This window comes from Pseudomonas sp. BNK-7 (genome assembly GCF_048072025.1).
GTDB lineage: Bacteria > Pseudomonadota > Gammaproteobacteria > Pseudomonadales > Pseudomonadaceae > Aquipseudomonas > Aquipseudomonas danubii.
On the sequence record NZ_CP182252.1, the window covers coordinates 3,493,365 to 3,519,293 of the forward strand.

A 25,929-nucleotide genomic window follows, 5' to 3' on the forward strand; every position below is an offset into this window, starting at 1 on the left:
AAGGGTTCAGTTCAGGTGCCGGCCCAGGCGGCCTTCCAGGTATTTGAGGCTGCGCCGCACCACTTCGACGATCAGCAGGTAGAGCACCGCGGCCCACAGGTAGATCTGGAAATCGAAGCTGCGGGAGAAGGCCAGTTTGGTCACCCCCATCAGGTCGTAGATGGTCACCAGGGAGGCAATGGCGCTGGCCTTGATCATCAGGATCAGCTCGTTGCCCAGAGGCCCGATGGCGATCAGCAGCGACTGCGGCAGGATCACTTTGCGAAACGCGGTCCAGCGCGACAGGCTCAGGGCCTTGCAGGCTTCGCGCTGGCCCTGGGCCACGGCCAGCAGGCTGCCGCGCAGGATCTCCGCCTGGTAGGCGGCGGTGTTCAGGGTGAAGGCCAGCAGGGTGCAGAACCACGCATCGCGGAAGAACCACCACAGGCCCACGTCCTGCCAGAAGCCTTTGAACGAGCCCAGGCCGTAATACAGCATGAACAGCTGGGCCAGCAGCGGCGAGCCGCGAAAGAAGTACACGTAGGCCCCGGTGAAGCGCCGCAGCAACTGATTGCTGGACAGCCGCCCGAGGGCGATCAGCAGGCCGAGCACGGCGCCCAGGCTGAAGGAAATCGCCACCAGCTTGGCGGTCACCAGCAGGCCGTCGATAAAGCGCGGGCCGTAGCGTTCCAGCAGGTCCTGGTTGAGGAACAGGTTCAGCAGGTCATCCAGGCTCATGGTTGCAGGCTCCGTTGCGCACGGTTGAAGCGCCGTTCAAGAAAGCTGAACAGGTGCCCCGACAGCGCCGAGAAGAACAGGTAGCCCAAGCAGGCCACGCTGTAGAACAGCATGGGTTCCTTGGTCACGCTGACCGCGAGGTTGGTCTGGCGCATCAGGTCCACCAGGGAAATGGTCGACACCAGGGAGGTGTCCTTGAGCAGCGACAGCCAGTTGTTGGAAAGCCCCGGCAGGGCGATGCGGGTCAGTTGCGGCAGCAGCACCCGGCTGAAGGTGGTGCGCCGCGACAGGCTCAGGGCGCTGGCGGCTTCGTACTGGCCCTTGGGCAGGGTCTTGAACGCGGCCAGCCAGATCTCGCTGGAGAAGGCGGCGAACACCAGGCTGAAGGCGATCATCGCGGCGACAAAGGTATTGATCGCCACTTCACCGGGGTAGCCCAGGGCGCCGAGGATCTTCTGCGCGGCGATCTGGCAGCCGTAGTAGATGATCAGCAGGGTCAACAGCTCCGGCAGGCCGCGAAACACCGTGGAAAAGGTCGTGGCCCAGGCCCGCGCCCAGCGGTTTTTCGAGCGTGCGGCCAGGGCGACCAGCAGGCCCAGGGGCAGGCCGATGGGCACGCAGGCCAAGGCCAGGGCGATGGTCACCAGGGCCCCGGCAAGCAGGGCCGAGCCCCAGCCGCCGCTGGCAAAGGACAGGAGTGACAGCTGTTCGAACATGCGCGAACCCTCTGGAGGATTGAACCGTGCAGGGCGCCGCCGCGCTCAAGGGAACGCGGGGGCAACGGCAGCGGCAAAGGCGGGCGGTCAGTAGATGTCGAAGGCGAAGTAGCGGCTGGAGATCTGCTTGTAGGTGCCGTCGGCGACGATCGCGTCCAGGGCCTTGTTCAGGCGCTCGCGCAGGGCGTTGTCTTCCTTGCGTACGGCGATCGAGGCGTCGGCGGTGGTGCCGTTGACGTCACCGATGATCTTGCAGCAGTCCTTGCCGGCGCTTTCGGCCCAGGCCAGCAGCGGGAATTTGTCGGCGATCACCCCGTCCACGCGCCCGGCGGCCAGGTCGCTGTTGGCTTCGTCCAGGGTCGGGTAGAACTTCACGTCGGCGCCGGCCGGGCCGTAGTGGTCCTCGGCGTAGATGGCCTGGGTCGAGGAGGCCTGGGCGCCCACGGTGCGGCCCTTGAAGTTGGTCTGGGCGTCGGTGATGTCCGAGTCCTTGGCCACGGCTACCGACAGCGGGGTGCGGTAGTAGTGGTTGCTGAAGGCGATCTTTTTCTTGCGCTCGTCGGTGGCGATCATCGAGGCCACCACGGCGTCGTATTTCTTCGCCAGCAGCGCCGGGATGATGCCTTCCCAGTCCTGGGCGACGATCTGGCACTCGACCTGCATCTGCTTGCACAGGGCGTTGGCGATGTCCACGTCAAAGCCGTGCAGCTGGTTGTTGGAGTCCACGTAGTTGAAGGGCGGGTAGGCGCCTTCGGTGGCGATCTTCAGGGTTTCGGCCTGGGCCGCGGAGGCGGCGAAGACCAGGGCGCAGGCACTGGCGAAGCGGACGACGTTGTTCATGGAGCACCTCGGTTATTTATTGTTTTGCGCGGGTGGACGATGTGTAGCCAACAAATTCGTTATGCAGGGCGGCCGTGGCTTCCAGGCGTTTTTCCACCTCGGGGCCCAGGTGCTTGCACACCTCGTTGATCAAGAGGTGAACCAGCGACAGCATGGCCGCGGTGGATTCCCAGAACAGGTTGAACTCGGTGGGCACGCGGAACACCTCGTCGGCGTTCTGCTCGGCCCAGTCGCAGAAGGTGTCGGTGACCAGGGTCACCGGAATCCCCGCCTCGCGAGCCTTGTGGCACAGGGTCAGGGCGTGGCGCGAATAGCGCCGGGCCTCGAACACCACCAGGGCGCAGTCTTCGGCGGGGCTGAGCAGTACGTCGGCGAAATGCCCGGCAGAGCCGTCCACCAGGTGCACGCCGTCGCGCAGGTATTGCAGCAGGTGGACCATGGAGGCGGCGATGCCGCGCTCGGTCTGGAACCCCGCCACGTACACCCGGCGCCGGCTGGCCAGGCGCTGGACCACGGTCTGCCAAGCCGGGGTCAGGCTGTATTCGTAGACCTTGACCAGCGCCGCCACTTCCAGCTCGAAGCTGCGGGGCAGGCCCTGGGCCGCCGGGTTGGGCTGCTGGCGAAATTCCTGCAGGCGGTCGCCCACCAGCCACGGGCCTTCGCCGAGGTCGTTCTTCAGGTCGTTTTTCAGATCCTTGAAATGGCTGTAGCCGATGGCGCGGCAGAACCGGCCGACGCTGGATTCGCTGACGCCGAGTTTTTCGGCGATGTCGGCGGCGGTCTGGAAGGGCAGCTCGTAGAGGTTGGCCAGCATGTAGCTGGCAATTGCCCGGCCCGACGCGGTGGCGCTGGACAAGCTGCTTTCAAGGCGTTGTTTGATGGGCTGGCTCATGGCCGCTCCTTGTTTTTATTGACCGCTGGAAACGGAAAATGAAGGTTTTCTGTCATGAAGTCAACATTTGACAGTTAACTGGCGTGACGCGATAGTCAGGCCCCTTCCAATAACAATTCCAATGGAGCTGCAATGACCGACGCGAACCACGCGACCGTGGCGCAGGCTGATGCCGAGTACCTCGACCTGCCGGCCTTGACCGACTTGCTGCAACGGATTTTTCTTCGCCACGGCACCTCTGCCGAGGTGGCCCGGGTGCTGGCCGACAACTGCGCCCGCGCCGAGCGCGACGGCTCCCACAGCCACGGGGTGTTCCGCATCCCCGGTTACCTGTCGTCCCTGGCCAGTGGCTGGGTCAACGGTCAGGCCGTGCCGCAAGTGGAGGATGTGGCCCCCGGCGTGGTGGCGGTGGACGCCGCAGGCGGCTTTGCCCAGCCGGCCCTGGCCGCGGCCCGCGCGCTGCTGCTGAGCAAGGCCCGCAGCGCCGGGATCGCGGTGCTGGCGATTCGCAATTCCCATCACTTCGCCGCCTTGTGGCCGGACGTCGAGCCCTTCGCCGAAGAAGGCCTGGTGGCCCTGAGCCTGGTCAACAGCATGACCTGCGTGGTGCCCCATGGCGCCCAGCGCCCGCTGTTCGGCACCAACCCGATTGCCTTCGCCGCCCCCCGCGAGGGCGCCGAGCCCATCGTCTTCGACCTGGCCACCAGCGCCATCGCCCACGGCGATGTGCAGATCGCCAAGCGCCAGGGCCAGCAGCTGCCGCCGGGCATGGGGGTGGACCGCGACGGCCAGCCCACTTGCGATCCGGCAGCGATTCTCGACGGCGGCGCCTTGCTGCCCTTTGGCGGGCACAAGGGCTCGGCGCTGTCGATGATGGTGGAGCTGCTGGCGGCGGCGCTGACCGGTGGCCATTTCTCCTTCGAGTTCGACTGGTCGCAACACCCCGGGGCGCAAACGCCCTGGACCGGGCAACTGCTGATCGTCATCGACCCCAGCCACCTGGGCGGCGGGCGTTTTGCCCAGCGCAGCGGCGAGCTGGTGCGGCAGATGCAGGCCGTGGGCCTGGAGCGCATGCCCGGCGACCGGCGCTACCGCACCCGGGCCAAATCGCTGGAGCACGGCATTCCCCTGGCTACCGCCGAGCTGGCGCGGTTGCGCGCGCTCGCGGGCGACGATAAGACGGGCGACGACTGAACGGCCGACGACTTAAGGACTTCATCCCTTCGCACCCGGGGCCATGAGCCCTTGGTGTTACTCCAGGTAGTGGGCCCGGTAGCGGGCCGGTCGTGGATCGGATTTGCCGCTCCCTGCCAGCCCCTCCAAAGCACTGGCAATCTGCCTCCAAGGCAGCCTGTCAGTGCCCTGGGGCCCTTTCGATAATCGCCTCCGACATTTCGTCCCCCGTTTGCGGAGCGCGCCATGCATAACAATAAGAACTGCCAGTACCCCTTGATTCCGGCCCTGCTCGTCGGCCTGTCGACCCTTGGCCTGGGCACTGTCGCCGAAGCCGAGATCATGCTGTACGACAAGGACCAGACCACCTTTTCCACCGACGGCTACGTCAACGCCTTCTACGTCAACAGCGACGTCGACCGCGCCGGCGAGCAGTACGACCGCCGGCAGGCGCGGGTGAAGATGGGCTTTCTGCCCAACTACCTGGGCTTCAACATGGGCAAGCAGGTGGACGACCTCAAGCTCGGCGCCCGGGCCTCGTTCTGGGTGACCATCAACGACAGCGAAACCAACGGCACCGACACCGCCATCGACGTGCGCCAGTTCTACGGCACCGTGGCCAACCCGGAGTGGGGCGAGGTGCTGATCGGCAAGGACTTTGGCCTGTTCGCCCGCTCCAACATCCTGCTCGATGAAATGCTCGCCGGGTACGGCCAGGTCAGCGACAGCCTGGGGCTGGTGGACGGCGGCGGGGTGTCGTTCGGCAACATCGGCAGCGGTTACCCCTATCCCTTTCCGTCGTCGCAGATCACTTACCGCAGCCCGGTGATGGACGGCCTGCGGGTGGCGGTGGGCATCCTCGACCCGGTGGACACCAACGACAGCAGCGCCCTGGGCAAGGCCTACCAGAAGAACCCGCGCACCGAGAGCGAGGTCACCTACCAGTTCGACCTGGGCGGGGCCAAGTTCTACAGCTGGCTCAACGGCAGCTACCAGACCTCCGACAACACCGACCCCAACGTGCAGTCGGTGACCTCCAAGGGCCTGGGCTATGGCCTGCAGGCCAAGATGGGCGGCCTGTCCCTGACCGGTTCCGGGTTCCAGGCCAAGGGCATCAACCCGTTCTTCACCAACAATGCCGGCGAGGCCACCCTGCGCAATGTCGACAGCAAGGGCTACCTGCTGCAGGGCTCGTACAAACTGGGCAAGAACCGCCTGGCGCTGTCCTACGGCAAGACAAAGGACGACGGCAACGGCGTGGTCGGCAGCGGCGCCGATTACCAGACCCGGGGCGTGGCGCTGTTCCACGACATCAACGACAACCTCAAGCTGGTGGCCGAGTACAACCAGTTCGAGATCGACGGCCGCCAGACCAATGCGCAGAACGAAAACACCGACACCTTCGCTGTGGGTGCCGTGCTGACCTGGTAACCCCAGCGCCGGCCCTGGCGTGCGCATCGCGCCCGGGCCGGCGCCCCCTCCATTCCCCATATCTCCCGCATGTCCCGTAGGAGCCGGCTTGCCGGCGAAGCGGCCCGCCAGCCTTGCTCCAGCCCGGATGACGCCTGCGCTGGCAAGCCTGCACCTACGCCCATGGAACTGCCCACCCGCTACCCAAGTAGCATTCGTGCCCGGGGGCCGGCTTCGTACACTCATTGCTCAGACAACCCGCGCCGGAGGCGACGATGCAGCAAGCCCAGAGCGAGGGCGTGGTCAGTGCCATGTCCCAGGCCGTCGATCCGCAGCAGGTGGCCCAGGACCTGGCCAGCCAGTTGCTGCATCCGCACCTGGGCTTCGTGCTGTTTTTCTGCTCCGCCGAATACCCCCTGCACACCCTGGGCCCGGCCCTGCAACAGAGCTTCGGCGGCATCCCCCTGGTGGGCTGCACCAGCGCCGGGGAAATCACCCCCCTGGGCTACGGGCGCAATTGCGTGACCGCCATCGGCTTCGATCACCGGCACTTTTCCATCGCCGCCGAGCTGATCGACCAGATGGAGCACTTCAGCCTGATCGACGCCCAGCAGATGGTCGAACGCCTGGTGGGCCGCTGCCGCAGCAACACCCTGGCGCCGATCAAGGGCAACAGCTTCGCCCTGACCCTGCTGGACGGCCTGTCGAGCCGCGAAGAAATGGTCCTGGCCGCCCTCAGCGCAGCCCTGGGGGACATTCCGCATTTCGGCGGTTCGGCCGGCGATGACAACTACCTGACCCACACCCACGTGTATTACGGCGGCGAGTTCCACAGCGGCGCGGCGGTGGTGGTGCTGGTCAACACCTGGCTGGATTTCGAGGTGTTCACCACCCACCACATCCAGCCCCGGGAAGAAAAACTGGTGGTCACTGGCGCCGACAGCGCCTCGCGCCGGGTCTATGAACTGAACGCGGAACCGGCCGCCGAGGAGTACGCACGGCTGATCGGCGTGCCCCTGGCGCAGCTCGACCACCGGGTGTTCGCCGCCCACCCGTTGGCGGTGCGCATCAACCAGCACTACTACGTGCGCGCGGTGCAGCAGGTGCACCCGGACCTGAGCCTGAGTTTCTACTGCGCGGTGGAGAACGGCATCGTCCTCACCGCCATGACCCCCGGCCCCTTGCTGCCCAACCTGCAACAGCTGTTCGACGGCTTGCAGCAGCGCCTGGGCAGCCTGTTGCTGACCATCGGCTGCGACTGTTTTTTGCGCCGCCTGGAGCTGGAGGATCGCGGCAGCCTGGAGGAGATCGGGGCCTTTTTGCGGGATCAACGGGTGATGGGTTTCAACACCTACGGAGAACAGTTCAATGGCATGCACATCAACCAGACCTTCACCGGGGTCGCCATTGCCCGCAGTCGAACTCCGGCCCGCCGCTGAGCTGCAAGCGCAGCTCGACTGCCTGCAGCGCGAGAACCGCAAGCTGCGGCGGATCAACGAGGCGCTGATCGAACGGGTCGAATCTGGCATCACCCGCGGCAACGACCCTTATGCGGCGTTCCAGCATTCGGTGGTGCTGGCCGAGCAGGTGCGCGAACGCACCGACGCCCTGAACCAGGCCATGGCCGAGCTCAAGGCCGGCAACCATCTGCTCAGCGAGGCGCGGCTGCGGGCCGAGACGGCGCACCAGCACCTGATCGACGCCATCGAGAGCATTTCCGACGCCTTCGTGCTGTTCGACCAGGAGCAGCGCATCGTCCTGTTCAACAGCCGCTTCCGCGCCTTCTGGAGCCACAGTCGGGTGCGGATCATGGCCGGCATGCGCCTGTCGGAAGTGCGCCGACTGATGACCAGCACCGGGCTGTTCAGCGAGGAACCACGCAGCGCTGGCGACGAACAACTGCTGTATCGCCTGCACAACGGCCGCTGGCTGCAGGTCAGCGAACGGCCGACCCGGGAGGGCGGGCGGGTGATCCTGTTCACCGACATCACCGAGGTCAAGCACAGCGAAACCCTGCGCCGGGAACAGGCGGTGGCGCAGAAATCCCACCTGCTGCAACGGGCGGTGGACAACCTGTCCCAGGGCGTGGCCATGGTCAATGCCGAGGGCATCCTCGAACTGTGGAATCGGCGCTTCCTGGAACTCAGCGGGCTGGCCCCGGTGGCCGCGCACCGCTTGTTTGCCGAGGTCATCGGCGACAGCGAGCTTAGCCTGCTGACCCCCGCCAGCCGCGACGGCAATGGCCGGGTGATCCATGAATGCGAGCAGCGCCTGAGCGACGGCCGGGTCCTGGAGATCCGCACCCATCCGCTACCCACCGGCGGTTTCGTCAACACCTTCACCGACATCACCGAGCGCTACCAGCACGCCGAGGCCCTGAGCGAGAGCGAGCGCTGGATTCGCCTGATCACCGACCATGTGCCGGCGCTGATCGCCTACCTGAATGCCGACCTGGTGTATGAGTTCACCAACAAGGTCTACGAGGAATGGTACTGCTGGCCCCGGGGCGTGATGCTTGGCCAGAGCCTGCGCGAGGTGCACAGCGAACAGCACTACCAGCGCCTGGAAAGCTATGTGGAACGGGCCCTGGCCGGGGAGAGCGTGACCTTCGAATTCGCCGAAACCAACATCAACAACCAGGAGCGCTACATGCTGCGCTCCTACGTGCCCAACCGCCTGGCCAATGGCGAAGTGGTGGGGATTTTCGTGCTGATTCGCGACATCACCGAACGCCGGCGCACCGCCGAGGCCTTGCATCAGGCCTACCAGAACCTGGAACTGCGGGTGCGCGAACGCACCGCCGAACTGACCACCCTCAACCAGCAGCTGCTGCGCGAGATCGAAGAGCGCAGCCGGGTCGAATCGCGGCTGCGCGAGGCCAAGGCCGAGGCCGAACGGGCCAACCTGTCGAAGACCAAGTTCCTCGCCGCGGTCAGCCATGACCTGCTGCAACCCCTGAACGCCGCGCGGCTGTTCACCAGCGCCTTGCTGGAGCGTCGCGACCCCCAGGCCAGCAGCGCCCTGGTGCGCAATGTCAGCAACTCCCTGGAAGACGTGGAAAACCTGCTGGGCACCCTGGTGGACATCTCCAAGCTCGATGCCGGGGTGATCAAGGCCGACATCGCGCCCTTTGCCTTGAGCGAACTTTTGGAAAACCTCGCCGCCGAGTACGCCCAGGTGGCCCGCAGCGAAGGCCTGGAACTGCACTTCGTGGCGTGCTCGGCCCTGGTGCGCAGCGACATCCAGCTGCTGGCGCGGATCCTGCGCAACCTGCTGAGCAACGCCATCCGCTATACCCGCCAGGGCCGCGTGGTGCTGGGCTGCCGGCGCCAGGGGCACTGGCTGTCGATTGAAGTCTGGGACAGCGGCATGGGCATCGCCGCCGAACGCCTGGAAGAAATCTTCCAGGAGTTCAAACGCGGCGAAGAACAGCGCCCCGACCAGGATCGCGGCCTGGGCCTGGGGCTGGCCATCGTGGAAAAGATTGCCGGGATACTCGGCCACCGCATCGGCGTGCGCTCCTGGCCGGGGCGCGGTTCGGTGTTCAGCGTGCAAGTACCCATCAGCGCCAGCGCGCCCTTGCCGGCGCCGCGCCCGGAGCTGGGCGACGCGCTGCTGGAGCGTTTGCACGGCGCGCGGATCTGGGTGCTGGATAACGACGCGGCGATCTGCGCCGGCATGCGCACCCTGCTCGAAGGCTGGGGCTGCCAGGTGATCACCGCCTTGTCCGAAGAAGACCTGGCGCGCCAGGTCGACGACTACCGCGCCGACGCCGACCTGCTGATTGCCGACTACCACCTGGACCACCAGCAGAACGGCATCGACGCCGTGGCACGAATCAACGCCCGCCGTGCCCTGGCGATTCCGGCGATGATGATCACCGCCAACTACAGCAACGACCTCAAGCAGCAACTGCGGCAGCTGGGCCACACCCTGATGCACAAACCGGTGCGGCCGATGAAACTCAAGACCGCCATCAGCCACCTGCTGACGCCCCCCCTGTAGCCGCTGCCGCAGGCTGCGCCCGGCTCCGCAGGAGACGCCAACCCTGGCCACGCGGTCCACCAGAACAACCCGCGTGCCCCGATTCACCGCCACGGCGTTGGTCGCGATGAATGCGCCGGTCTTCAGAATCGCAGGAAGGGCCTTCGGCCCTTGTCGCAGCCTCGCCGAAGGCTCGGCAGCGGCTACAGGACCTGCAGGGCGCGCAAGGTTTCGTGTAGCCGCTGCCGCAGGCTGCGCCCGGCTCCGCAGGAGACGCCAACCCTGGCCACGCGGTCCACCAGAACAACCCGCGTGATCCGATTCACCGCTCCGGCTTTGGTTGCGATGAATGCGCGGGTCTTCAGAATCGCTGGAAGGGCCTTCGGCCCTTGTCGCAGCCTCGCCGAAGGCTCGGCAGCGGCTACAGGGTTTAGCGGCGCAGGTAGGCGCCGAAATCGATATCCCCGGCGCTGAGGATCGCTTGCACCCGGTTGTGCACGTTGAGCTTGCGCAGAATCGCCGAGACGTGGGCCTTCACTGTGGTTTCGGCAATGTCCAGGGTGTAGGCGATCTGCTTGTTGGATTCGCCCTTGGTCATGCGTTCCAGCACCAAAAGCTGTTTGCGGGTCAGGGCCTGGAGCAGTTCCGGGGGGAAGCTCGGGGTCTCGCTGTTGCGGCGCCCCGGCTGGCTTTTCTGGGTGCGGATGATGTCCGGCGGCAGGTACACGTTGCCGTTGAGGATCTGTTCGATGGCCTCGGTCATCTGCGAGCGCGCCGAGGATTTGGTGATGAAGCCGACGGCGCCGTAGGTGATGGCCTGGAGCACGATCTGCTTGTCCTGCTCGGCGGAGACGATCACCACCGGAATGGTCGGCGCTTCGTTGCGCAGGGTGATCAGGCCGTTGAGACCGTGCATGCCGGGCATGTTCAGGTCCAGCAGGATCAGGTCGAGGTCGTCGTGCTCCTGGGTCAGGGCCAGGGCGCTGTCCAGGTCGGCGGTTTCCATCACCTCGCTGCCGGGAAATCCGTCGCTGATGACGTTGTGAATGGCTTCGCGAAACAGTGGGTGATCGTCGGCTATCAGAATTTTATACATGGCCTTTCACCTCGTTATTGTGATTGTGCGGGGGCGCGCTGGCGGCTTCAGGGAAAGGCTTCCGGCTGGGCCGCCACCACGGGCAAGCCGGCGGCCTCCCAGGCGTCCAGGCCGTCGCGATACCAGTAGAGAGAGGTATAGCCCAGGGCTGCGGCGCGTTTTACCGCGTTCCAGCTCAGCCAGCAATCGGCGCGGCAATAAAAGACCAGCGGTTGTTGCCGATTACCGGCGCTGAGCTGCTGCAGGTAGCGGCTGAAGTAGCGCTGCCACTCGGGGCTCAGCTCGCCGTCGCCGGTATTGGCCAGCCAGTGGCTGCCGGGCAGGTTGGCGTGGGGCTCGCTGTCGATGAAGCGGCCTTGCAGCCATTGCCGGCGATAGACGTCGATCAGCAGGGGTTTGGGTTGCGCCTGGAGCAGGGCCTGCAAACCCTGGGTGTCGATGATCTGCGCGACCTCGATCTGCGTGGGCGTCGGGCTGCGGTAGAGGCTGGTGCGATAGCCGTCGGCGGAAAACAGCGGCGTCTCGGCCTGGGCCATTCCCAGGGTCAGGCTCAGGGACAGCAGGGCCAGGGTCTGCAGGGCACGGGGCATAAGGGGGTTGTCCTTCTTGTTATGGGCCCATTACATGCCAGCGCGGGGGCATTTGTGAATGCGACCATCGACAGCAAAAGCAGTACCAAAGTCGTAGGTCCTGGCTGGGTGACGCTCTTGTACTTGTCTGTCGCCGCTGCCGCAGGCTGCGAACGGCTTGGGCGGCATTCCGACGGAGGAGACGCTAGACCTGTCGACGCGGTCCAGCAGGACAGTCCACCGGGTTCTCTTCACAGCTATGTGCCGGTCTTTGCATCGCTGGAAGGTCCTGCGGACCTTGTCGCAGCCTCGCCGTAGGCTCGGCAGCGGCTACAGGCGTTGCAGGGATCGCAGGGCTTCGTGTAGCCGCTGCCGCAGGCTGCGAACGGCTCCGGAGGAGACGCTAAACCTGCCGACGCGGTCCAGCAGGACAGTCCACCGGGTTCTCTTCACAGCTATGTGCCGGTCTTTGCATCGCTGGAAGGGCCTTCGGCCCTTGTCGCAGCCTCGCCCTAGGCTCGGCAGCGGCTACAGTGGCTCTTTATCTGGAGATACCTAGGCGGTGCTTTTGCGCAGGGCGGCGTGTTGCGGGTTGAAGGTCAGTACCGCCAGCAGGGAGAACACCAGGGTCAGCCCCAGGCACACCGCCAGGGCCAGGAGGTTGAGGCGTTGATACAGGGCGAAGCGCACCAGCTCCACGGCGTGGGTGAAGGGGTTGAGGGCGCACAGCCAGTACAGCCAGGGGCTGGCTTCGAGCATCTTCCACAGCGGGTACAGCGCCGAAGACAGGAAGAACAGCGGGAAGATCACGAAGTTCATCACCCCGGCAAAGTTCTCCAGTTGGCGGATGGCGTTGGACAGCAGCAGCCCCAGGGCGCTGAGCATCAGGGCCACCAGCAGCAGGGCCGGCAGGGCGGCCAGCAGGCCCATGGCCGGCGGCTGCACGCCATACAGCCAGGCCACGGCGAGGAAGGCGTAGACCTGCAGCAGCGAGATCAGCGAGGTGGCCAGCAGCTTGCTGGCCAGCAGGAAGGCCCGGGGCAGGGGGCTGGTGAGCAGCACGCGCATGCTGCCCATTTCCCGGTCGTAGACCATCGACAGCGAGCCCTGCATGCCGTTGAACAGCAGGATCATGCAGGCCAGCCCGGGGACGATGTAGACCTCGTAGGGAATGTAGGTGCTGTAGGGCTCGATGATGGCGATGCCCAGGGCGGCGCGAAAGCCGGCGGCGAACACCAGCAGCCACAGCAGGGGCCGCACCAGGGCGCTGAGAAAGCGTGTGCGCTGCAGCACGAAGCGCAGCCATTCGCGCAGCACGATGCCGCGCAGGCACTGCCAGTAGGCGTTCATGCGAGCGGTTCTCCGATCGGCGCCGGGCGCGGCTGGGGATTCTGGGTCAGGCGGGCGAAGGCCGTGCCCAGGTCGCCGCCCTGTTGCTGGCTGATGGCGCTGGCCACGCCACTGGCCACCAGGCGCCCCTGATGCAGGATCAGCAACTGGTCGTCGGCCTGCACTTCGTCCAGCAGGTGGGTGGTCCACAGCACGCTCAGGCGCTGTTCCTGGCACAGCTGGCGAATGTGCCGGTTGAGGGCCAGGCGGCTGGCCGGGTCGAGGCCGGCGCTGGCTTCATCGAGCAGCAGCAGGCGCGGTTCATGCAGCAGGGCGCGGGCGATCTCCACCCGTCGGCGGTGGCCGCCATTGAGGGCGCGCACGCTCTCCCGGCGCCGTTCGGTGAGGCCCTGGCGCGCCAGTTCGGCGTCGATCCGCGCCTGGCCCTGGCGCCGCGACAAACCGTGCAGCGCGGCGTGGTAGTGCAGGTTCTGCTCGACGCTCAGGTCCAGGTCCAGGGTGCTTTGCTGGAACACCACACCGAGCTGGCGCAGGGCGGCGCGGGCGGCGTTGCGCAGGGAGCAGCCGCCGACGCGGATGTCGCCCTGCTGCAGGTCGTAGAGCCTTGTGAGCAGGGCGATCAGGGTCGACTTGCCAGCGCCGTTGGGCCCCAGCAGGGCGGCAAAGCGCCCGGGAGCCAGGCTCAGGCTGACCTGATCGAGGGCCTGGCGCGGGCCGTAGGCGAAGCTCAGCTGGCTGACCTCCAAAGCGTTCATGGGGTCACCACCACGCCCCAGGGATAGCGCCCGACCTTCACCGACTTGAGCACCTTGAGGCTGTTGACATCGATCACCGAGACATCGCCGCTGACCCCGTTGGTGGCCAGCAACTGGCTCTGGTCCGGGGTGAATGCCAGCTGCCAGACCCGCCGCCCCACCAGCAGGTAGTCGAGGATCTCGTAGGTCTTGGCGTCGATCACCGCCACGTGGTTGGCCGGGCCCAGGGCGACGAAGGCGTACTTGCCATCGGCGCTGAGCTTGATGCCCACCGGCTGCACCTTGTCCGGGTGCACGCCCTTGATCTTGAAGTTCAGGGTCTTGAGCACCTGGCGGGTGGCCACGTCGAGGATGGTCACGGTGCCGCCGATTTCCGCCGAGGCCCAGAGCCTTGAGCCGTCCTGGTTGAACTCGACGAAGCGCGGGCGCTGGTCCACCAGGGTGCTGTCGGCCAGGGTCTGGGTGCTGGTGTCGATCCAGTGCAGCATGTTGGTGGTTTCGCTGGTGTTCACAGCCCACTTGCCATCAGGGCTCACCGCCATGCCCTCGGGCTCGACCCCGACGTTGATCTGGCCGAGGACCTTGGCGGTCTCGGTGTCGATCACCGTGACCAGCGCATCGTCCTCGTTGGACACGTACAGCCAGCGGTTGTTGGGGTGCAGGGCGAACTGCTCGGGGTCCTTGCCGGACGGCAGCTCCTTGATGATCTTGCGGGTGGCCACGTCCATCACCTGGACCCGGTCCGAATCGCTGGCGCAGATGTACAGCAGCTTGTTGTCATGGGACAGCAGCAGCCCGCGCGGGCGCTGGCCCACCGGCAGGGTCTGGGTGACTTCCAGGGTCTGCAGGTCGATCAGGCTCAGGCTGTTGTCCTTTTCGTTGGAGACCCAGGCCGTGGCGGCCATGGCGTGCCCGGCGGCGAGCAGCAGGCCCGCGCAGAGGGCGGAGCGGCAGAGAAGAGGGCGGCGCATGGCGGATTCCTTGTTGTTGTGGTGATCGGATCAGGGGTAGCGGCAGGTCACTTCGGGGCGGTCGTAGCCCAGGCTGTCCATTTCGTTGAAGGGGTGCAGGAAACCGTCCTGGGGCGAGGTGCTGACCAGGGCCCGGGGCTGCACCAGGGGAATCGGCTGGCGCAGTTCGCCGTTCCACGGCCGGTAGCTGAGCTTGCGGCCCTTGAAGCCGTCCAGCGGCAGCTGGTCGCTGAGCAGCAGCGTCTGCAGGGCCCGCGGGTCGGCCTGGCGCAGTTTGTTCACGGCGCTGGCGACGCTGCGCACGGCCATCCAGGCGGCGAAGTCGCGGTCGTTCATCCAGCGCCCGGCCTGGGCTTCGAAGCGTTTTTGCAGCTGTGCGGCGCCGAAGGTCTCGACGCTCTTGTGCCAGCCGGTGGGGGTCAGGCCCTGGGTGCCGGCCACCGGGCGCGGGTACCAGGTCTGGTAGGGCAGGTATTCGCCGAAATCGCCGCGTTCGTCGGCCACCAGCACCACGTCGTATTCGGCGGTCTGGGTGAACAGCGGCATGTCGGCCTGGGCGCTGCGGCGCTGGTCGTTGTCGAAGCTCCAGGCTTTCTCGGCGACGATCTTCAGGCCGAAGCGCTGCATGGCCCGGCGCAGGGCATCGGCGTAGGCCCGGTCGTCCTCGGTCTGGCCGACGATGAGCAAGGCCCGCTGCCATTTGCGCAGCACCATGAACTGCACCAGGGCGTCGGCCAGCATCGCCCGGCCGGGCAGGCTGTGCAGCACGTTGCCCAGGCACTGGCTGCTGCGCAGGGCGTCGTCGGGGCTGCCGGCGTTGAACAAGAGGCTGTCGGGCAGGGCCGCCGACAACTCCCGCAGGCTGGCCGCCGGGGCATTCACCACGAACAGCCGCAGGCCCTGGTCGTGCTGGGCCCTGGCGGCTTGCAGCAGCGCCTCGGGGCTGTCGACGCTGACACTGTCGAGCTGGAACTGCTGCTTGAGAAAGCGCCCGGTGCTGTTGCTGTCGACAATCGCCAACTGGGCGCCTTGCAGACCGGCGTCGGCGGGCTCGGGGATGATGTTGGACAGCAGCGGGCCGGGGTCGGGGCGATAGCCCAGGTAGCCGATGCGCACCTGCAAGGGTTCCTCGCTGGCCTGGCTGGCGCTCAGGGGCAGCAGGAGCGAGGCCAGCACCAGCAGGCAAGTCGGGATAAGCGGGGCAGGCTTGTGCATAGGGCGCTCCACGGCAGGTGGCGCCAGCATAGGAACAGCGTCGGGGCGGGGAAATATGCAGAAAGTAGCGCCCGGGCAGTACCAAGGTAGTAACCCGGCGCGGGCGCGGCGGTCTTAGCATGGTCCCAGCGGCCTCGATCCTGGCCTGAATCTGCCCCGAACCCTGAGCCCGAACCTTGAGAGCGACGCCCATGCGCATCATCAAAGTGCTGCTCCTGCCCTTGCTGTTGATCCTCAGCCTGATCGGCGTCGATCGCCTGCATGGCCCGCGCCCGGTCGTGCCCCTGGCGGTGCCGCTGGTGCCGGGGCGCTAGGCATGCCGGCGCTGTGGCGGATCAACCTGTGGGTGACGGCGTTCTTTGCCGTGGTGACCCTGGCCTGCGCCGGCTTGCTGCTGCATCAGGCGGTGGCCGATGTCGAGCGTGAACTGCAGTCCGCCGCAGCGGTGGTGGAGTACTTGAGCGACAGCGCCGAGCGCAACCCGGCGGGGCTGCAACCGCATCTCACCCAGAGCCTGCGCCATGTGCGGGTGCACTGGCTGGGGCTGGACGAGGCGGCGCGCATGCCGGAAGAGGCAGGGCTGGACGCCTGGCTTGGCCGCCAGCTGTTCAGCGACCGTCGCCACAGCGCCCGCGAACTGGACCTGGGCGACGGCCGCCGGGTGCTGATCGCCGTGGACGCGCGCGACGAGATCGATGAAGTCTGGGATTCCCTGCAACAGCTGTTGAGCCTGTGCGGCCTGGCCCTGCTTTTGAGCCTGCTGACCATCCGCTGGGCAGTACGTCGGGGCATGGGCTTGCTGGATGATTTGCTGCGGGCCTTGCAGCAGGTGTCCGGCGGGCAACTGGCGGTGCGCCTGCGCGAGGCCGGCCTGCCGGAAGCGCGACAACTGGCCGGACACTTCAACCGCATGACCGCGACCCTGGAGCAGACCCGGGCCGACAACGCGCAACTGACCCAGGCCCTGCTGGCGGTGCAGGAGCGCGAACGCACCTACCTGGCGCAGACCCTGCACGACGACCTCGGGCAATACCTGGCGGGCATCCGCGCCCAGGTCTGCCTGCTGCGCATGGTCAGCGGCCAGCCCACGGTGGTGGAACATACGGCCCAGGCCCTGGAACTCAATTGCGAACGCTTGCAGCAGGGCTTTCGCGCCCTGGTGCAGGACCTGTACCCGGTGGTGCTGCAGCACCTGCCGCTGGCCGAAGCCTTTGGCCTGCTGGTGAGCCAATGGCAGGACAGCCAGGGCATCGACTGCCAATTGCGGGTCGGCGCCGACCTGCCAGCGTTGCCCGACGCCAGCAAGACCCACCTCTACCGCCTGCTGCAAGAAGCGCTGACCAACGTCGCCCGGCACGCCGGCGCCAGCCAGGTGCGGGTGCGCCTGCAACGCAGCGCCCGGGGCCTGCGCCTGCTGGTGCGCGACAACGGATGCGGCGCACGCCAGCCCCAGCGCCCCGGCGTCGGCCTGCACTCGATGGCCGAACGGGCCCGCAGCCTGGGGGGTGAACTGCACATTCTCAGCCGTCCCGGCGCCGGTTGGGCGCTGGCCTTGAACATGCCCCTGAACATGCCCGTGGAGGCCTGATGAACATCTTGTTGGTGGATGACCACGCCGTGGTTCGCCAGGGTTACGCCAGCCTGCTGCGCGCGGTATTGCCGGCGATGCAGGTGCGCGAAGCGGCCAGCGGCGAAGAAGCCCTGACCCGGGTTGCTGAAGAAGTGCCGAACCTGGTGATCATGGATTTCGGCCTGCCGGGCATCAGCGGCCTGGAGACCACCCGCCGCCTGCGCCAGCGCCTGCCGCAACTGCGGGTGCTGTTCTTCAGCATGCACGACGAACTGCCCCTGGTGCGCCAGGCCCTGGAGGCCGGCGCCTCGGGCTACCTGACCAAGAACTCCGCGCCCCAGGTGCTGATCGAAGCGGTGCACCGGGTGCTGGCCGGGCACGCCTACATCGAACAGCCCCTGGCCACCCAACTGGCCTGCACCCCGGCGCAGAACGCCAGCGACCCGCGCTTGCAGAGCATGACCCAGCGCGAGCTGGAGATCTTCGTGATGCTGGCCAAGGGCACCCCGGCGAGGGTGATTGCCGAGCAGCTGTGCATCAGCGCCAAGACTGTGTCGAACCATTTGACCTTGCTCAAGAGCAAGCTGCAGGTCAGCTCCCATGCGGAGTTGGTGCATTTGGGGATTGATATGGGGGTGGTGCGGGTGGCGGGGTGAGGGGGTATGGTTTGGCAAATTTTGTCAAAGGCGGACAAAGCCATGAGCACCATGAACATTTCCCTGCCGGACGCTCTCAAGTCCTTTGTCGATGATCAAGTCAGCCAGCGCGGCTACAGCACCAGCAGTGAATATGTGCGTGAGCTGATTCGCAAGGATCAGGATCGGCAACATCTGCGTGGTCTGTTGTTGGCCGGTGCTCAATCGGGGCCGGGCACTGCTGTGCAGGGTGACTATTTCGAATCCCTGCGTGCCAGGGTTCACAAGGCGCGAGGATGAAAGCCAAGCCGGTCATGCCACGCGCCCTTGCCAGCCAGGATGTGGAAGGCGTTATCAACTACTACCTTGATCAACAGGCCGAGCAGGCTGCGCTCGGTTTTATCGATGCTTTGAAAAGCCCTATCTACATATCGGCCGCCATCCGGCCTCGGGTATGTCTCGCTACGCCCACGAGCTGGATCTGCCGGGGGTGCTTTGCTGGCCGCTGAAGCGCTATCCCTATCTGGTGTTCTACGTTGAACGCGATGACCACATCGATGTATGGCGGGTTTTGCATGGTATGCGGGACTTTCCTGAGTGGTTGGCTGAAGGTGTTTTCCGGTAGTGGTGGGGGATGTTGGGGGCTTTTTGTGGTGAAGGGCGGGGTGTATATCCGTTGCTGAGGGTGTGGCTGCTGGTGGTTTCGTCTTGATGGTTTGGGGGTTGGGTACATATCCATTCCTGCGGTTACGGCCACTTAGGGTTTCGCCCTTACGGCGATGGGGGACGGAGTACATATCCGTTGCTGCGGTTATGGCCCCTTATGGTTTCGCCCTTACGGCGAGTCCCTTTTTTTCAAACGCCAAAAAAAGGAACCAAAAAACGCTTGCCCCTCCATGGGCCCCTCGCTGGGGCTCGGGGTTCCCTCTCTCCGGCATTGCTCCGGGGGCCCGCCGCCAACCGGCCATCCATGGCCGGGTGGCGGCTAGCTCGGCATCCATGCCGAGCTGCCCCCTACGCAACGCCTACGCTCGGCCGGCTGGGAAGGGGCCGGAAGATCAAGATCAAGATCAAGATCAAGATCAAAAGCCAAAGCCAAGGTGCGCAGGCCGGCTCCTTGTAGCCGCTGCCGAAGGCTGCGAACGAGCGCTCGCGCTCGCAAAACCAGGCGACGCGATAGGTCAGGAATATCGGGGAGGCAGGTTTAGCGTCTCCTGCGGAGCCGGTCGCAGCCTTCGGCAGCGGCTACATTAACGCGAACGGCAATGAAACAGGCCGGCCGGCAGGCCGCCGTCAGATTTTGATCTTGCTGTTGATTTTGATCTGAACGCCCCGTTAACCACGATGGCCGAACGCAGGCATTGAGCCGTGGGTAACCCGGCAGGACGCCGGGTTAGCCGCCACCCGGCCAGGGAAGGCCGGTGGCGGCGGCCCACGGATCAATGCCGGAGTTCGGGCATGCCGAGCCTAGGCGAGGCACCGAGTGGAGGGGCAGGAGCCTTTGGTTACTTTGGGCTTTTCAAAGTGACTCGCTGTAAGAGCGAAACCGCCAGCGGCCGCACCCGCAGGAATGGATATGTACCCCCTCCCACTCGCTGTAAGAGCGGAACCCTAAGTGGCCGTGACCGCAGCAACGGATATGTACACAGCCCACCGCTGTAAAAGCGAAACCGCCAGCGGCCACACCCACAGCACCGGCTATGCCCCCATCCCCCTACTTATCCCAAGTCCCCGGACACCCCTGGCACCCCTCCATATTGGCATCCTGAAAATTCCCATAATGCTGCCGCGCCCCGCGCAAATCGGCGCGTTCCAGATTGCTCTCACCCAACTTGGCCTCTTGCAGATTGGCATCACTCAGATTGGCCCCTTGCAGATCGGCCTTGCTCAACCAGGCCATTTCCAGATCCGCCGCTTGCAGGTTGGCCCGGTGCAGCTTGGCCCCGGACAGCCGGGCAAATTGCAGGTAGGCCGCGCTGAGGTTGGCGTTCTCGAATTGCGCGCCCTGGGCAAACAGGCCCCAGCCCTGAATGGCCATCAGCTTGGCGTCGGTAAAGTCCGCCAGCCGCAGGTTGCTCTGTTGCAGGCTGGCACGGGTCAGGTTGGCGCCTTGCAGGCGGGCTTTTTCCAGATTGGCCAGGTCCAGCTGGGCATGGCGCAGGTCGGCGCCGGAGAGGTCGGCGCCGGCCAGGTTCATCTTGCGCAGGTCCTGGTTGGCCAGGTTGGCGCCGCGCAGGTTGGCGCCCGGGCATTGGCTGGATTCGGCAATCAGGCAGCCATTGATAGTCAGGGGTACATCGTTGCCGTCGTCGTCGACGTTCACCGCGAAGGCGGGAGACAGGCCCAACAGCAGGACCAGGGGCAGGTAGTTCATGGTGCGGTTCTCCAGGCGGGAGTGAAGGCGGGTGGGGCGAGGGCGCTGGCGCCCGCTGGACCGGCCGGCGCCCCGGGTGGCGTAGCCGTCGTGAACCCGGCCCACGCGGTAGGCCTGAGCTATCGCGTGGGCAGGGTTCGGAGCCGCTGCGCGGCCCAGCGGGCGCCAGCGCCTCGCCACCAGTCGGTCAGCGCTGGGCGGTCTTGTTATCCCAGCTCGGGATCTTGAACACCCAGAATGAACCGCCTTGGGCCACCGGCTTGGTCAGTTCGGCCATGTCGCCACCCCACAGCGGCACCGCGCCGCCGTAGCCCACGGTCACGCCGATGTACTGCTCGCCATCCTGTTCCCAGGTGATGGGCGGCGAGACGATGCCGCTGCCGGTCTGGAATTTCCACAGCTCCTTGCCGGTCTTGGCGTCGAAGGCCTTGAAGAAGCCGTCGCCGGTGCCGGTGAACACCAGGTTGCCCTTGGTCGCCAGGACGCCGGCCCACAGCGGCAGCTGCTCCTTGTGTTCCCACACCAGCTTGCCGGTGGTGGGGTCCATGGCGCGCAGGGTGCCGACGTGGTCGTCGTACATGCGCTTGATGCGGAAGCCCATCCCCAGGTAGGCCGAGCCTTTCTTGTAGTTCACTTCCTCGGTCCAGTACTCCTCCTTCCACTGGTTGCCGGGGATGTAGAACAGCCCGGTGTCCTGGCTGTAGGCCATGGGGTTCCAGTTCTTGCCACCCAGGAACGGCGGCGAGACTTCCACCGGCTTGCCCTTGGTTTCACCCGGCAGCGGCTTGGCCGGACGCTGGCCGGGATTCTCTACGGGGCGCCCGGTCTTGAGGTCGATGTGGCTGGCCCAGGTGATGTTGTCGACGAAGGGGAAGGCGTTCTGCAGTTTGCCGTTGTTGCGGTCCACCACGTAGAAGAAGCCGTTGCGGTCGGCGTGGCCGGTGGCCTTGACCACCTTGCCGTCCTTGTTCTTGTAGTCGAACAGCACCAGTTCGTTGTTGCCGGAGAAGTCCCAGGCGTCGTTCGGCGTGTGCTGGTAGAACCATTTCACTTCGCCGGTGCTCGGGTCGACGCCGACCTGACCCGAGGTGTAGAGGCTGTCGTAGTCGTGGGGGTTGCCATCTTTCGAGGTCCGCGCCCAGGTGTTCCACGGGCCGGGGTTGCCGGCGCCGACGATGATGGTGTTGGTTTCGGCATCGAAGCTGGCGCTCTGCCAAGGGGCGCCGCCGCCGTGGCTCCAGGCTTCGACCTTGCCGGTTTCGGTGGTCTTGTCATCGGGCCAGGACGGCGCCTTGACGTCGCCGGTGGGGGTGCTGTCCTTGCCGTTCAGGCGGCCCATGTGGCCTTCGACGAAGGGCCGCATCCACACCTCTTCGCCGGTGTCCGGGTCGCGGGCGAACAACTGGCCGACCACGCCGAATTCATCGCCGGAGCTGCCGTGGATCAGCAGCACCTTGCCGCTGGTCTTGTCCTTGATCAGCACCGGGGCGCCGGTCATGGTGTAGCCGGCGCTGTGGTCGCCGAACTTCTTGTTCCACACCACCTTGCCGGTGTTCTTGTCCAGGGCGATGACCCGGGCGTCGAGGGTGCCGAAGTAGATCTTGTCGCCGTAGATCGCCGCGCCGCGGTTGACCACGTCGCAGCATGGGCGAATGTTGTCCGGCAGGCGGTGGTTGTAGGTCCACAGGCGTTTGCCGGTCTTGGCGTCGAGGGCGAATACCCGCGAGTAGGAACCGGTGACGTAGACCACGCCGTCGCGGACGATGGCCTGGGATTCCTGGCCGCGCTGCTTCTCGTCGCCAAAGGAGTAGGACCAGGCCGGGGTCAGCTTGAACACGTTTTTATCGTTGACCTGGGCCAGGGGGCTCCAGCGCTGGGCGTTGGTGCCCATGCCGTACTGCAGCACGTCCCGGGTGGTCAGGTGGTCGTTGGCGATGTCTTCCCAGGTGACGTTCTTGCTGGCAGGTGCCGCCGGGGCGGTAGCCGCTGTGGCCGCCGCGCCCAGGGACAAGCTGGTGGTCAGCAGCAGGGCTTGGACGGCGAGGCTCAGGGGGGAAAGGGCGGGTAGCGATCTTATTGTCATGGTTGCAGTTCCCAGTGGAGGTTTTGGCCTGACTAGGGTCTGCCGCGAGACGCGCTTTGAGATACGGAAAAAGTCCCGCCTTTGCCGGGAAAAGTTCCCGGGCGGCACCTGATTTAGGCCCGCGCCACAAGCCCTACTACCAAGGGAGTAGGACGCGACCACCAAAGCAGCATACGGCCGCCCGCCGGCTGTTTCTAAGATGGCGCCATGGCCTCTGTAGCGAGGTCTTGCGTGCAATCTTGAGGGCATAACAATGACAACAAAACGCAACGCCTTGCTCGCGGTAGGGCTGCTGACCGGTGCCTTGGCCACCGGCGCTGTATGGGCCCATGGCAACGTGGTGCCCCAGGCGGTGGAAACCCAGGGCCTGACGCCGATCAAGGATGCCGGTGTGAGCCTCGATGGCGCCGGCTGGGCCGCGGTCAACCCCTATCGCACCTCGCCCGAGCGCGACAAGGCGGTGGAAATCGGCGCCTCGGCCTACAACCAGAACTGCGCCGCCTGCCATGGCCTGGAAGCCAAGTCCGGCGGTATCGCCCCGGACCTGCGCATGCTCGATGCCGGCGAAGCCGGGGATGAATGGTTCGTCGAACGGGTGCGCCACGGCGCGGTGCGCGATGGCCGGGTGTACATGCCGAAGATGGCCGACTACCTGAGCCAGGAAGCCCTGTGGGCGGTGCGCACCTACCTGGACAGCGTGCGCGTCGAGGAGTGATCGCCATGGGCCGCCTCGGCGTGTTCCTCAGTGGCCTGCTGTTGTGCTGCGCGGCGGTGCAGGCCGAGGTGCGCAACTACGACACGATGATCGCCTCCGGTGAGCTGAAGGTGGCGGTGTACCAGGATTTTGCCCCCTACAGCTTCGAGGACCAGGGCCAGCCCCGGGGCGTCGACGTGGAGCTGGCGCAAGCCCTGGCCGAGGCCCTGGGGGTGCGCCTGCAACTGATCTGGGCGCCCCCCGGGGAGAAGCTCGACGACGACTTGCGGGATTACATCTGGCGCGGCAGTCCGCTGCGCCATCAGCAGTTGGCCGACCTGATGATGCGCGTGCCCTACGACCACGACTTTGCGCAAAAGCGCAACGAACTGGGAGAGCTGACCAACGATCACGTGGTGATGTTCGGCCCCTATCAGGAAGAGCGCTGGCAGGTGGCATTCGACCGCCGCCGGCTGGACTCGGTGGCCAGTGTCGCGGTGTTCCAGCAGCACCCCATTGGCGTCGAGGTGGACAGCGTGCCGTCGTTCTACCTGACCTCGGTGTTCAACGGCATGCTCAGTGCCAAGACCCATCATTACCCCAGCGTGCAGCAGGCCTTCGGCGCCTTGCGGGCCGGGCAGGTGGACGCGGTGATGGCCATGCGCGGGGAGATCGACTGGCAGTTGCACCAGGCCGCTGATCCGCAACTGGCCCTGGCGGAAAACGCCTACCCGAACATGGGCAAGCAGGTGTGGGAGATCGGCATGGCGGTGCATGAAAGCAACCGCCAGCTGGCCTATGCCGTGGAAGAGGCCCTGGAAGGGTTGATCCGCGACGGTCGCCTGCAGGCGCTGTACGCCCGTTATGGCCTGCGTTACGAGGTCCCAGAGATGTATCAGTAGGAGCTGCGATGAACTGGCGAGCGACCTGTCTTTTGGCGTGCTGGCTGCCCTTGGCGACCTCGGCGCTGGCCGCCGATCCCCGGGCCCCGGGTGCGGACCCGGTGCCCTCGGTGATGTGGGCCTTCTACCACAAGCAATTGCTGGGCGATGCCGCGTTCGTCTTCGATGACCGGGTCAAGCTGCTGGCGCCGCCCTTTGCCGAGGATGCGCGACAGGTGCCGCTGGAGATCGACGCCCGGGCCTTCAGCGGCGAGGTGGTGCGCATCCTTGCCTGGGCCGAGCTCAACCCCTTGCCGCGCATTGTCGATTTCGTGCCGGGGGAGCGGGTGCTGCCCTGGCTGTCGATCCGCATCCGCATCGAGCAGGCCACGCCGCTGCGCGCCGCGGTGCAGACCCGCGACGGCCTGTGGCACGTGGGCTCGACCCTGATCGATGCCGCCGGTGGCGGCTGCACCGCCCCCAGCGTGGTGCGCACCCAGCCCGGCTGGGAAGAGCACATCGGCGAGGTGCTGGGCGGGCGTTACCCCCGGGGTGATGCCAGCCGTCTGCGCCTGCAAGTGTCCCACCCGATGGACAACGGCCTGGTCAGCGGCATCCCCGAGTTCTTTCTCAACCACGCCGAATTGCGCGACCAGAACGATCAGCTTCTGGCCAGCCTCGAACTGTTCCCGGCGGTCAGCGAAAACCCCAACCTGGGGTTCGACATCCAGGGGCCGGGGCAGACCCGCTTGCTGTTGCGCGACAACAGCGGCAACCAGTTCGAGGCCAAGCTGCCCTGAGCGCATCCTTTGACCCACCCGAGCCGAGGCGCACCATGCGTTGGATCCTGCTGTTGCTGCTATGCCTGGGCCTGCCGGCCCGGGCCGACCTGGACTATCAACTCAAGCCCCGGCAGATCGCTGAGGGCACCTGGCTGCTGGAAGGCAGCACCGACAACTTCGCCAAGGCCAATGGCGGCAATATCGTCAACACCGGGTTCATCGTCACCGACAGCGGGGTGGTGGTGATCGACAGCGGGCCGTCCAAGCGCTACGGCGAAGCCTTGCGCCGGGCGATTGCCGCCACCACCGACAAGCCGGTGATCCAGCTGCTGTTGACCCACCATCATCCCGACCATGTGCTGGGCAACCAGGCCTTTGGCGATGTGCCCATCGGCGCCCTGGCCGGCACAGCCGACCTGCTGCGCCAGCAGGGGGACGCCATGGCCGAGAACCTGTACCGCATGGTCGGCGACTGGATGCGCGGCACCGAGGTGGTGTTGCCGACCCAGGTGCTACAGCCCGGGGTGCTTGAGGTGGGCGGGCATCGCTTGCGCCTGCTCAGTTTGAGTGGGCACACCGGTGCCGACCTGGCGATTCTCGATGAGAACACCGGGGTGCTGTTTGCCGGTGACCTGGTGTTTTACGAGCGCGCGCTGACCACCCCCAACAGCCCGGGGCTGGAGGCATGGCTCAAGGACCTGGACACCTTGCAGGCCCTGCCGTGGAAGCTGATCGTCCCAGGCCATGGCCCGGTGGCCAGCGATGCGGCGCCTTTTGCCCAGATGCGCGATTACCTGAGTTGGCTCGATGGGCTGATGCGCGACGGCGCGGCCCGGGGCGACGACATGGCGGAGATGATCCGCCGCCCGATCCCCGAGCGTTTTGCCGGCATCAGCCTGACCCGCTATGAGCTGATCCGCAGCGTCAGCCACCTGTACCCGCGTTACGAGCGCCAGCGCCTGCAGCGTATCGACGATCACTGACCCTTGTGGCGAGGGAGCTCGCTCCCGCTCGACCGCGCAGCGGGCGCCAGACCTGAATCCGTGATCTATCAGCAAGAACGGGGTGGCCGCCATTGGGGCGGCTGCGCCACCCAGCGGGAGCAAGCTCCCTCGCCACATCTACATGAGGGATCTTGTGGGGGCTTGCCGTCGATGGCGGTCTTGTGGGCCTCTTCGCTGGCAAGCCAGCTCCTACAGTGCGGGGGCATGGCGCCTGCTTG

24 protein-coding genes and 1 pseudogene are annotated in these 25,929 nt (G+C 66.0%); 13 read left to right on the top strand and 12 right to left on the bottom strand.

The features are described 5' to 3' along the window. Positions 1–6: 6 nt before the first annotated feature. The 4 genes from ACMGF8_RS16255 to ACMGF8_RS16270 all read right to left on the bottom strand — a co-directional run bounded on the left by ACMGF8_RS16255 (position 7) and on the right by ACMGF8_RS16270 (position 3,165). Positions 7–717, bottom strand: coding sequence for an ABC transporter permease (locus ACMGF8_RS16255; protein ID WP_235758576.1), 711 nt, complete (start codon positions 715–717; stop codon positions 7–9). Further along, complete coding sequence (locus ACMGF8_RS16260) at positions 714–1,433, bottom strand: ABC transporter permease (RefSeq protein ID WP_060838504.1); 720 nt, start codon at positions 1,431–1,433, stop codon at positions 714–716. The genes ACMGF8_RS16255 and ACMGF8_RS16260 overlap by 4 nt, the downstream gene beginning before the upstream one ends. A gap of 87 nt (positions 1,434–1,520) precedes the next feature. Further along, positions 1,521–2,273, bottom strand: coding sequence for a transporter substrate-binding domain-containing protein (locus ACMGF8_RS16265; RefSeq protein WP_060838505.1), 753 nt, complete (start codon positions 2,271–2,273; stop codon positions 1,521–1,523). A gap of 16 nt (positions 2,274–2,289) precedes the next feature. Next, entirely contained in the window at positions 2,290–3,165 is an 876-nt protein-coding gene (locus ACMGF8_RS16270; protein WP_060838506.1) for a MurR/RpiR family transcriptional regulator, read from the bottom strand. 132 nt (positions 3,166–3,297) lie between these two features. Between ACMGF8_RS16270 and ACMGF8_RS16275 the strand changes: the two genes are divergently transcribed. The 4 genes from ACMGF8_RS16275 (at position 3,298) to nahK (ending at position 9,753) form a co-directional block, all read left to right on the top strand. Beyond that, a complete protein-coding gene (locus ACMGF8_RS16275) occupies positions 3,298–4,359 on the top strand; it encodes an Ldh family oxidoreductase (protein WP_416756749.1) in 1,062 nt (353 codons plus the stop codon). 225 nt (positions 4,360–4,584) lie between these two features. Further along, the gene (locus tag ACMGF8_RS16280) at positions 4,585–5,769 is read left to right on the top strand and encodes a porin (protein ID WP_416756750.1); all 1,185 of its coding nucleotides are present in this window, start codon (positions 4,585–4,587) and stop codon (positions 5,767–5,769) included. 254 nt (positions 5,770–6,023) lie between these two features. Beyond that, the gene (nosP, locus tag ACMGF8_RS16285) at positions 6,024–7,187 is read left to right on the top strand and encodes a nitric oxide-sensing protein NosP (protein ID WP_115582043.1); all 1,164 of its coding nucleotides are present in this window, start codon (positions 6,024–6,026) and stop codon (positions 7,185–7,187) included. Then, positions 7,117–9,753: a hybrid sensor histidine kinase/response regulator NahK/ErcS' gene (gene nahK / locus ACMGF8_RS16290; protein WP_416756751.1), complete on the top strand. Its 2,637-nt coding sequence runs from the start codon at positions 7,117–7,119 to the stop codon at positions 9,751–9,753. Before nosP ends, nahK begins: the two co-directional genes overlap by 71 nt. Positions 9,754–10,162: 409 nt before the next feature. Here the strand turns inward: nahK and ACMGF8_RS16295 are convergent, their stop codons facing one another. The 6 genes from ACMGF8_RS16295 to ACMGF8_RS16320 all read right to left on the bottom strand — a co-directional run bounded on the left by ACMGF8_RS16295 (position 10,163) and on the right by ACMGF8_RS16320 (position 15,688). After that, positions 10,163–10,828 carry a response regulator transcription factor gene (locus ACMGF8_RS16295; protein ID WP_092316068.1) on the bottom strand — a complete coding sequence of 222 codons (666 nt, stop codon included), beginning with the start codon at positions 10,826–10,828 and terminating at the stop codon, positions 10,163–10,165. A 47-nt stretch (positions 10,829–10,875) separates the two neighbouring features. Then, the gene (locus tag ACMGF8_RS16300) at positions 10,876–11,418 is read right to left on the bottom strand and encodes a PQQ-dependent catabolism-associated CXXCW motif protein (RefSeq protein ID WP_416756753.1); all 543 of its coding nucleotides are present in this window, start codon (positions 11,416–11,418) and stop codon (positions 10,876–10,878) included. Positions 11,419–11,952: 534 nt separating this feature from the next. Continuing rightward, positions 11,953–12,747 carry an ABC transporter permease gene (locus tag ACMGF8_RS16305; RefSeq protein WP_060838512.1) on the bottom strand — a complete coding sequence of 265 codons (795 nt, stop codon included), beginning with the start codon at positions 12,745–12,747 and terminating at the stop codon, positions 11,953–11,955. Then, a complete protein-coding gene (locus ACMGF8_RS16310; RefSeq protein ID WP_108542700.1) occupies positions 12,744–13,502 on the bottom strand; it encodes an ABC transporter ATP-binding protein in 759 nt (252 codons plus the stop codon). The genes ACMGF8_RS16305 and ACMGF8_RS16310 overlap by 4 nt, the downstream gene beginning before the upstream one ends. After that, positions 13,499–14,473, bottom strand: coding sequence for a YVTN family beta-propeller repeat protein (locus ACMGF8_RS16315; protein ID WP_011060508.1), 975 nt, complete (start codon positions 14,471–14,473; stop codon positions 13,499–13,501). Before ACMGF8_RS16315 ends, ACMGF8_RS16310 begins: the two co-directional genes overlap by 4 nt. Before the next feature lie 30 nt (positions 14,474–14,503). Beyond that, positions 14,504–15,688, bottom strand: a complete 1,185-nt coding sequence (locus tag ACMGF8_RS16320) for an ABC transporter substrate-binding protein (protein ID WP_416756755.1) — start codon at positions 15,686–15,688, stop codon at positions 14,504–14,506. Positions 15,689–15,879: 191 nt separating this feature from the next. On the opposite strand from ACMGF8_RS16320, the gene ACMGF8_RS16325 reads away from it, so the two are divergent. The 5 genes and pseudogenes from ACMGF8_RS16325 (at position 15,880) to ACMGF8_RS16345 (ending at position 18,518) form a co-directional block, all read left to right on the top strand. Further along, positions 15,880–16,002 (top strand): hypothetical protein, encoded by a 123-nt coding sequence (locus tag ACMGF8_RS16325; RefSeq protein WP_019092738.1) that lies wholly within the window; start codon positions 15,880–15,882, stop codon positions 16,000–16,002. Positions 16,003–16,004: 2 nt separating this feature from the next. Further along, positions 16,005–17,276 (top strand): histidine kinase, encoded by a 1,272-nt coding sequence (locus ACMGF8_RS16330; RefSeq protein WP_416756757.1) that lies wholly within the window; start codon positions 16,005–16,007, stop codon positions 17,274–17,276. Then, complete coding sequence (locus ACMGF8_RS16335; protein WP_060838517.1) at positions 17,276–17,914, top strand: response regulator transcription factor; 639 nt, start codon at positions 17,276–17,278, stop codon at positions 17,912–17,914. The genes ACMGF8_RS16330 and ACMGF8_RS16335 overlap by 1 nt, the downstream gene beginning before the upstream one ends. A 42-nt stretch (positions 17,915–17,956) precedes the next feature. Continuing rightward, entirely contained in the window at positions 17,957–18,193 is a 237-nt protein-coding gene (locus tag ACMGF8_RS16340) for a type II toxin-antitoxin system ParD family antitoxin (RefSeq protein ID WP_416756758.1), read from the top strand. Continuing rightward, a pseudogene (locus tag ACMGF8_RS16345) lies at positions 18,190–18,518 on the top strand (type II toxin-antitoxin system RelE/ParE family toxin). Before ACMGF8_RS16340 ends, ACMGF8_RS16345 begins: the two are co-directional and overlap by 4 nt. 1,089 nt (positions 18,519–19,607) lie before the next feature. Here the strand turns inward: ACMGF8_RS16345 and ACMGF8_RS16350 are convergent. Then, a complete protein-coding gene (locus tag ACMGF8_RS16350) occupies positions 19,608–20,267 on the bottom strand; it encodes a pentapeptide repeat-containing protein (protein ID WP_115582050.1) in 660 nt (219 codons plus the stop codon). A 187-nt stretch (positions 20,268–20,454) separates the two neighbouring features. Next, positions 20,455–22,350: a quinoprotein ethanol dehydrogenase gene (gene exaA, locus ACMGF8_RS16355; RefSeq protein ID WP_102861879.1), complete on the bottom strand. Its 1,896-nt coding sequence runs from the start codon at positions 22,348–22,350 to the stop codon at positions 20,455–20,457. Positions 22,351–22,603: 253 nt separating this feature from the next. On the opposite strand from exaA, the gene pedF reads away from it, so the two are divergent. From pedF to ACMGF8_RS16375, 4 genes are read left to right on the top strand one after another with little or no spacing between them, the layout of a single operon-like run. Then, positions 22,604–23,065, top strand: a complete 462-nt coding sequence (gene pedF, locus ACMGF8_RS16360) for a cytochrome c-550 PedF (protein ID WP_416756760.1) — start codon at positions 22,604–22,606, stop codon at positions 23,063–23,065. A 5-nt stretch (positions 23,066–23,070) separates the two neighbouring features. Continuing rightward, entirely contained in the window at positions 23,071–23,946 is an 876-nt protein-coding gene (locus ACMGF8_RS16365; protein WP_305948319.1) for a substrate-binding periplasmic protein, read from the top strand. A gap of 8 nt (positions 23,947–23,954) precedes the next feature. Next, positions 23,955–24,725 carry a quinoprotein dehydrogenase-associated SoxYZ-like carrier gene (locus ACMGF8_RS16370; protein ID WP_416756761.1) on the top strand — a complete coding sequence of 257 codons (771 nt, stop codon included), beginning with the start codon at positions 23,955–23,957 and terminating at the stop codon, positions 24,723–24,725. A gap of 35 nt (positions 24,726–24,760) precedes the next feature. Next, positions 24,761–25,690, top strand: coding sequence for a quinoprotein relay system zinc metallohydrolase 1 (locus tag ACMGF8_RS16375; RefSeq protein WP_416756762.1), 930 nt, complete (start codon positions 24,761–24,763; stop codon positions 25,688–25,690). Positions 25,691–25,929: the final 239 nt, after the last annotated feature.

Coding starts and splice junctions, on each gene's coding strand:
- ACMGF8_RS16255 (WP_235758576.1), bottom strand. CDS start 717: ATGAGCCTGGATGACCTGCTGAACCTGTTCCTCAACCAGGACCTGCTG.
- ACMGF8_RS16260 (WP_060838504.1), bottom strand. CDS start 1,433: ATGTTCGAACAGCTGTCACTCCTGTCCTTTGCCAGCGGCGGCTGGGGC.
- ACMGF8_RS16265 (WP_060838505.1), bottom strand. CDS start 2,273: ATGAACAACGTCGTCCGCTTCGCCAGTGCCTGCGCCCTGGTCTTCGCC.
- ACMGF8_RS16270 (WP_060838506.1), bottom strand. CDS start 3,165: ATGAGCCAGCCCATCAAACAACGCCTTGAAAGCAGCTTGTCCAGCGCC.
- ACMGF8_RS16275 (WP_416756749.1), top strand. CDS start 3,298: ATGACCGACGCGAACCACGCGACCGTGGCGCAGGCTGATGCCGAGTAC.
- ACMGF8_RS16280 (WP_416756750.1), top strand. CDS start 4,585: ATGCATAACAATAAGAACTGCCAGTACCCCTTGATTCCGGCCCTGCTC.
- nosP (WP_115582043.1), top strand. CDS start 6,024: ATGCAGCAAGCCCAGAGCGAGGGCGTGGTCAGTGCCATGTCCCAGGCC.
- nahK (WP_416756751.1), top strand. CDS start 7,117: ATGGCATGCACATCAACCAGACCTTCACCGGGGTCGCCATTGCCCGCA.
- ACMGF8_RS16295 (WP_092316068.1), bottom strand. CDS start 10,828: ATGTATAAAATTCTGATAGCCGACGATCACCCACTGTTTCGCGAAGCC.
- ACMGF8_RS16300 (WP_416756753.1), bottom strand. CDS start 11,418: ATGCCCCGTGCCCTGCAGACCCTGGCCCTGCTGTCCCTGAGCCTGACC.
- ACMGF8_RS16305 (WP_060838512.1), bottom strand. CDS start 12,747: ATGAACGCCTACTGGCAGTGCCTGCGCGGCATCGTGCTGCGCGAATGG.
- ACMGF8_RS16310 (WP_108542700.1), bottom strand. CDS start 13,502: ATGAACGCTTTGGAGGTCAGCCAGCTGAGCTTCGCCTACGGCCCGCGC.
- ACMGF8_RS16315 (WP_011060508.1), bottom strand. CDS start 14,473: ATGCGCCGCCCTCTTCTCTGCCGCTCCGCCCTCTGCGCGGGCCTGCTG.
- ACMGF8_RS16320 (WP_416756755.1), bottom strand. CDS start 15,688: ATGCACAAGCCTGCCCCGCTTATCCCGACTTGCCTGCTGGTGCTGGCC.
- ACMGF8_RS16325 (WP_019092738.1), top strand. CDS start 15,880: ATGCGCATCATCAAAGTGCTGCTCCTGCCCTTGCTGTTGATCCTCAGC.
- ACMGF8_RS16330 (WP_416756757.1), top strand. CDS start 16,005: ATGCCGGCGCTGTGGCGGATCAACCTGTGGGTGACGGCGTTCTTTGCC.
- ACMGF8_RS16335 (WP_060838517.1), top strand. CDS start 17,276: ATGAACATCTTGTTGGTGGATGACCACGCCGTGGTTCGCCAGGGTTAC.
- ACMGF8_RS16340 (WP_416756758.1), top strand. CDS start 17,957: ATGAGCACCATGAACATTTCCCTGCCGGACGCTCTCAAGTCCTTTGTC.
- ACMGF8_RS16350 (WP_115582050.1), bottom strand. CDS start 20,267: ATGAACTACCTGCCCCTGGTCCTGCTGTTGGGCCTGTCTCCCGCCTTC.
- exaA (WP_102861879.1), bottom strand. CDS start 22,350: ATGACAATAAGATCGCTACCCGCCCTTTCCCCCCTGAGCCTCGCCGTC.
- pedF (WP_416756760.1), top strand. CDS start 22,604: ATGACAACAAAACGCAACGCCTTGCTCGCGGTAGGGCTGCTGACCGGT.
- ACMGF8_RS16365 (WP_305948319.1), top strand. CDS start 23,071: ATGGGCCGCCTCGGCGTGTTCCTCAGTGGCCTGCTGTTGTGCTGCGCG.
- ACMGF8_RS16370 (WP_416756761.1), top strand. CDS start 23,955: ATGAACTGGCGAGCGACCTGTCTTTTGGCGTGCTGGCTGCCCTTGGCG.
- ACMGF8_RS16375 (WP_416756762.1), top strand. CDS start 24,761: ATGCGTTGGATCCTGCTGTTGCTGCTATGCCTGGGCCTGCCGGCCCGG.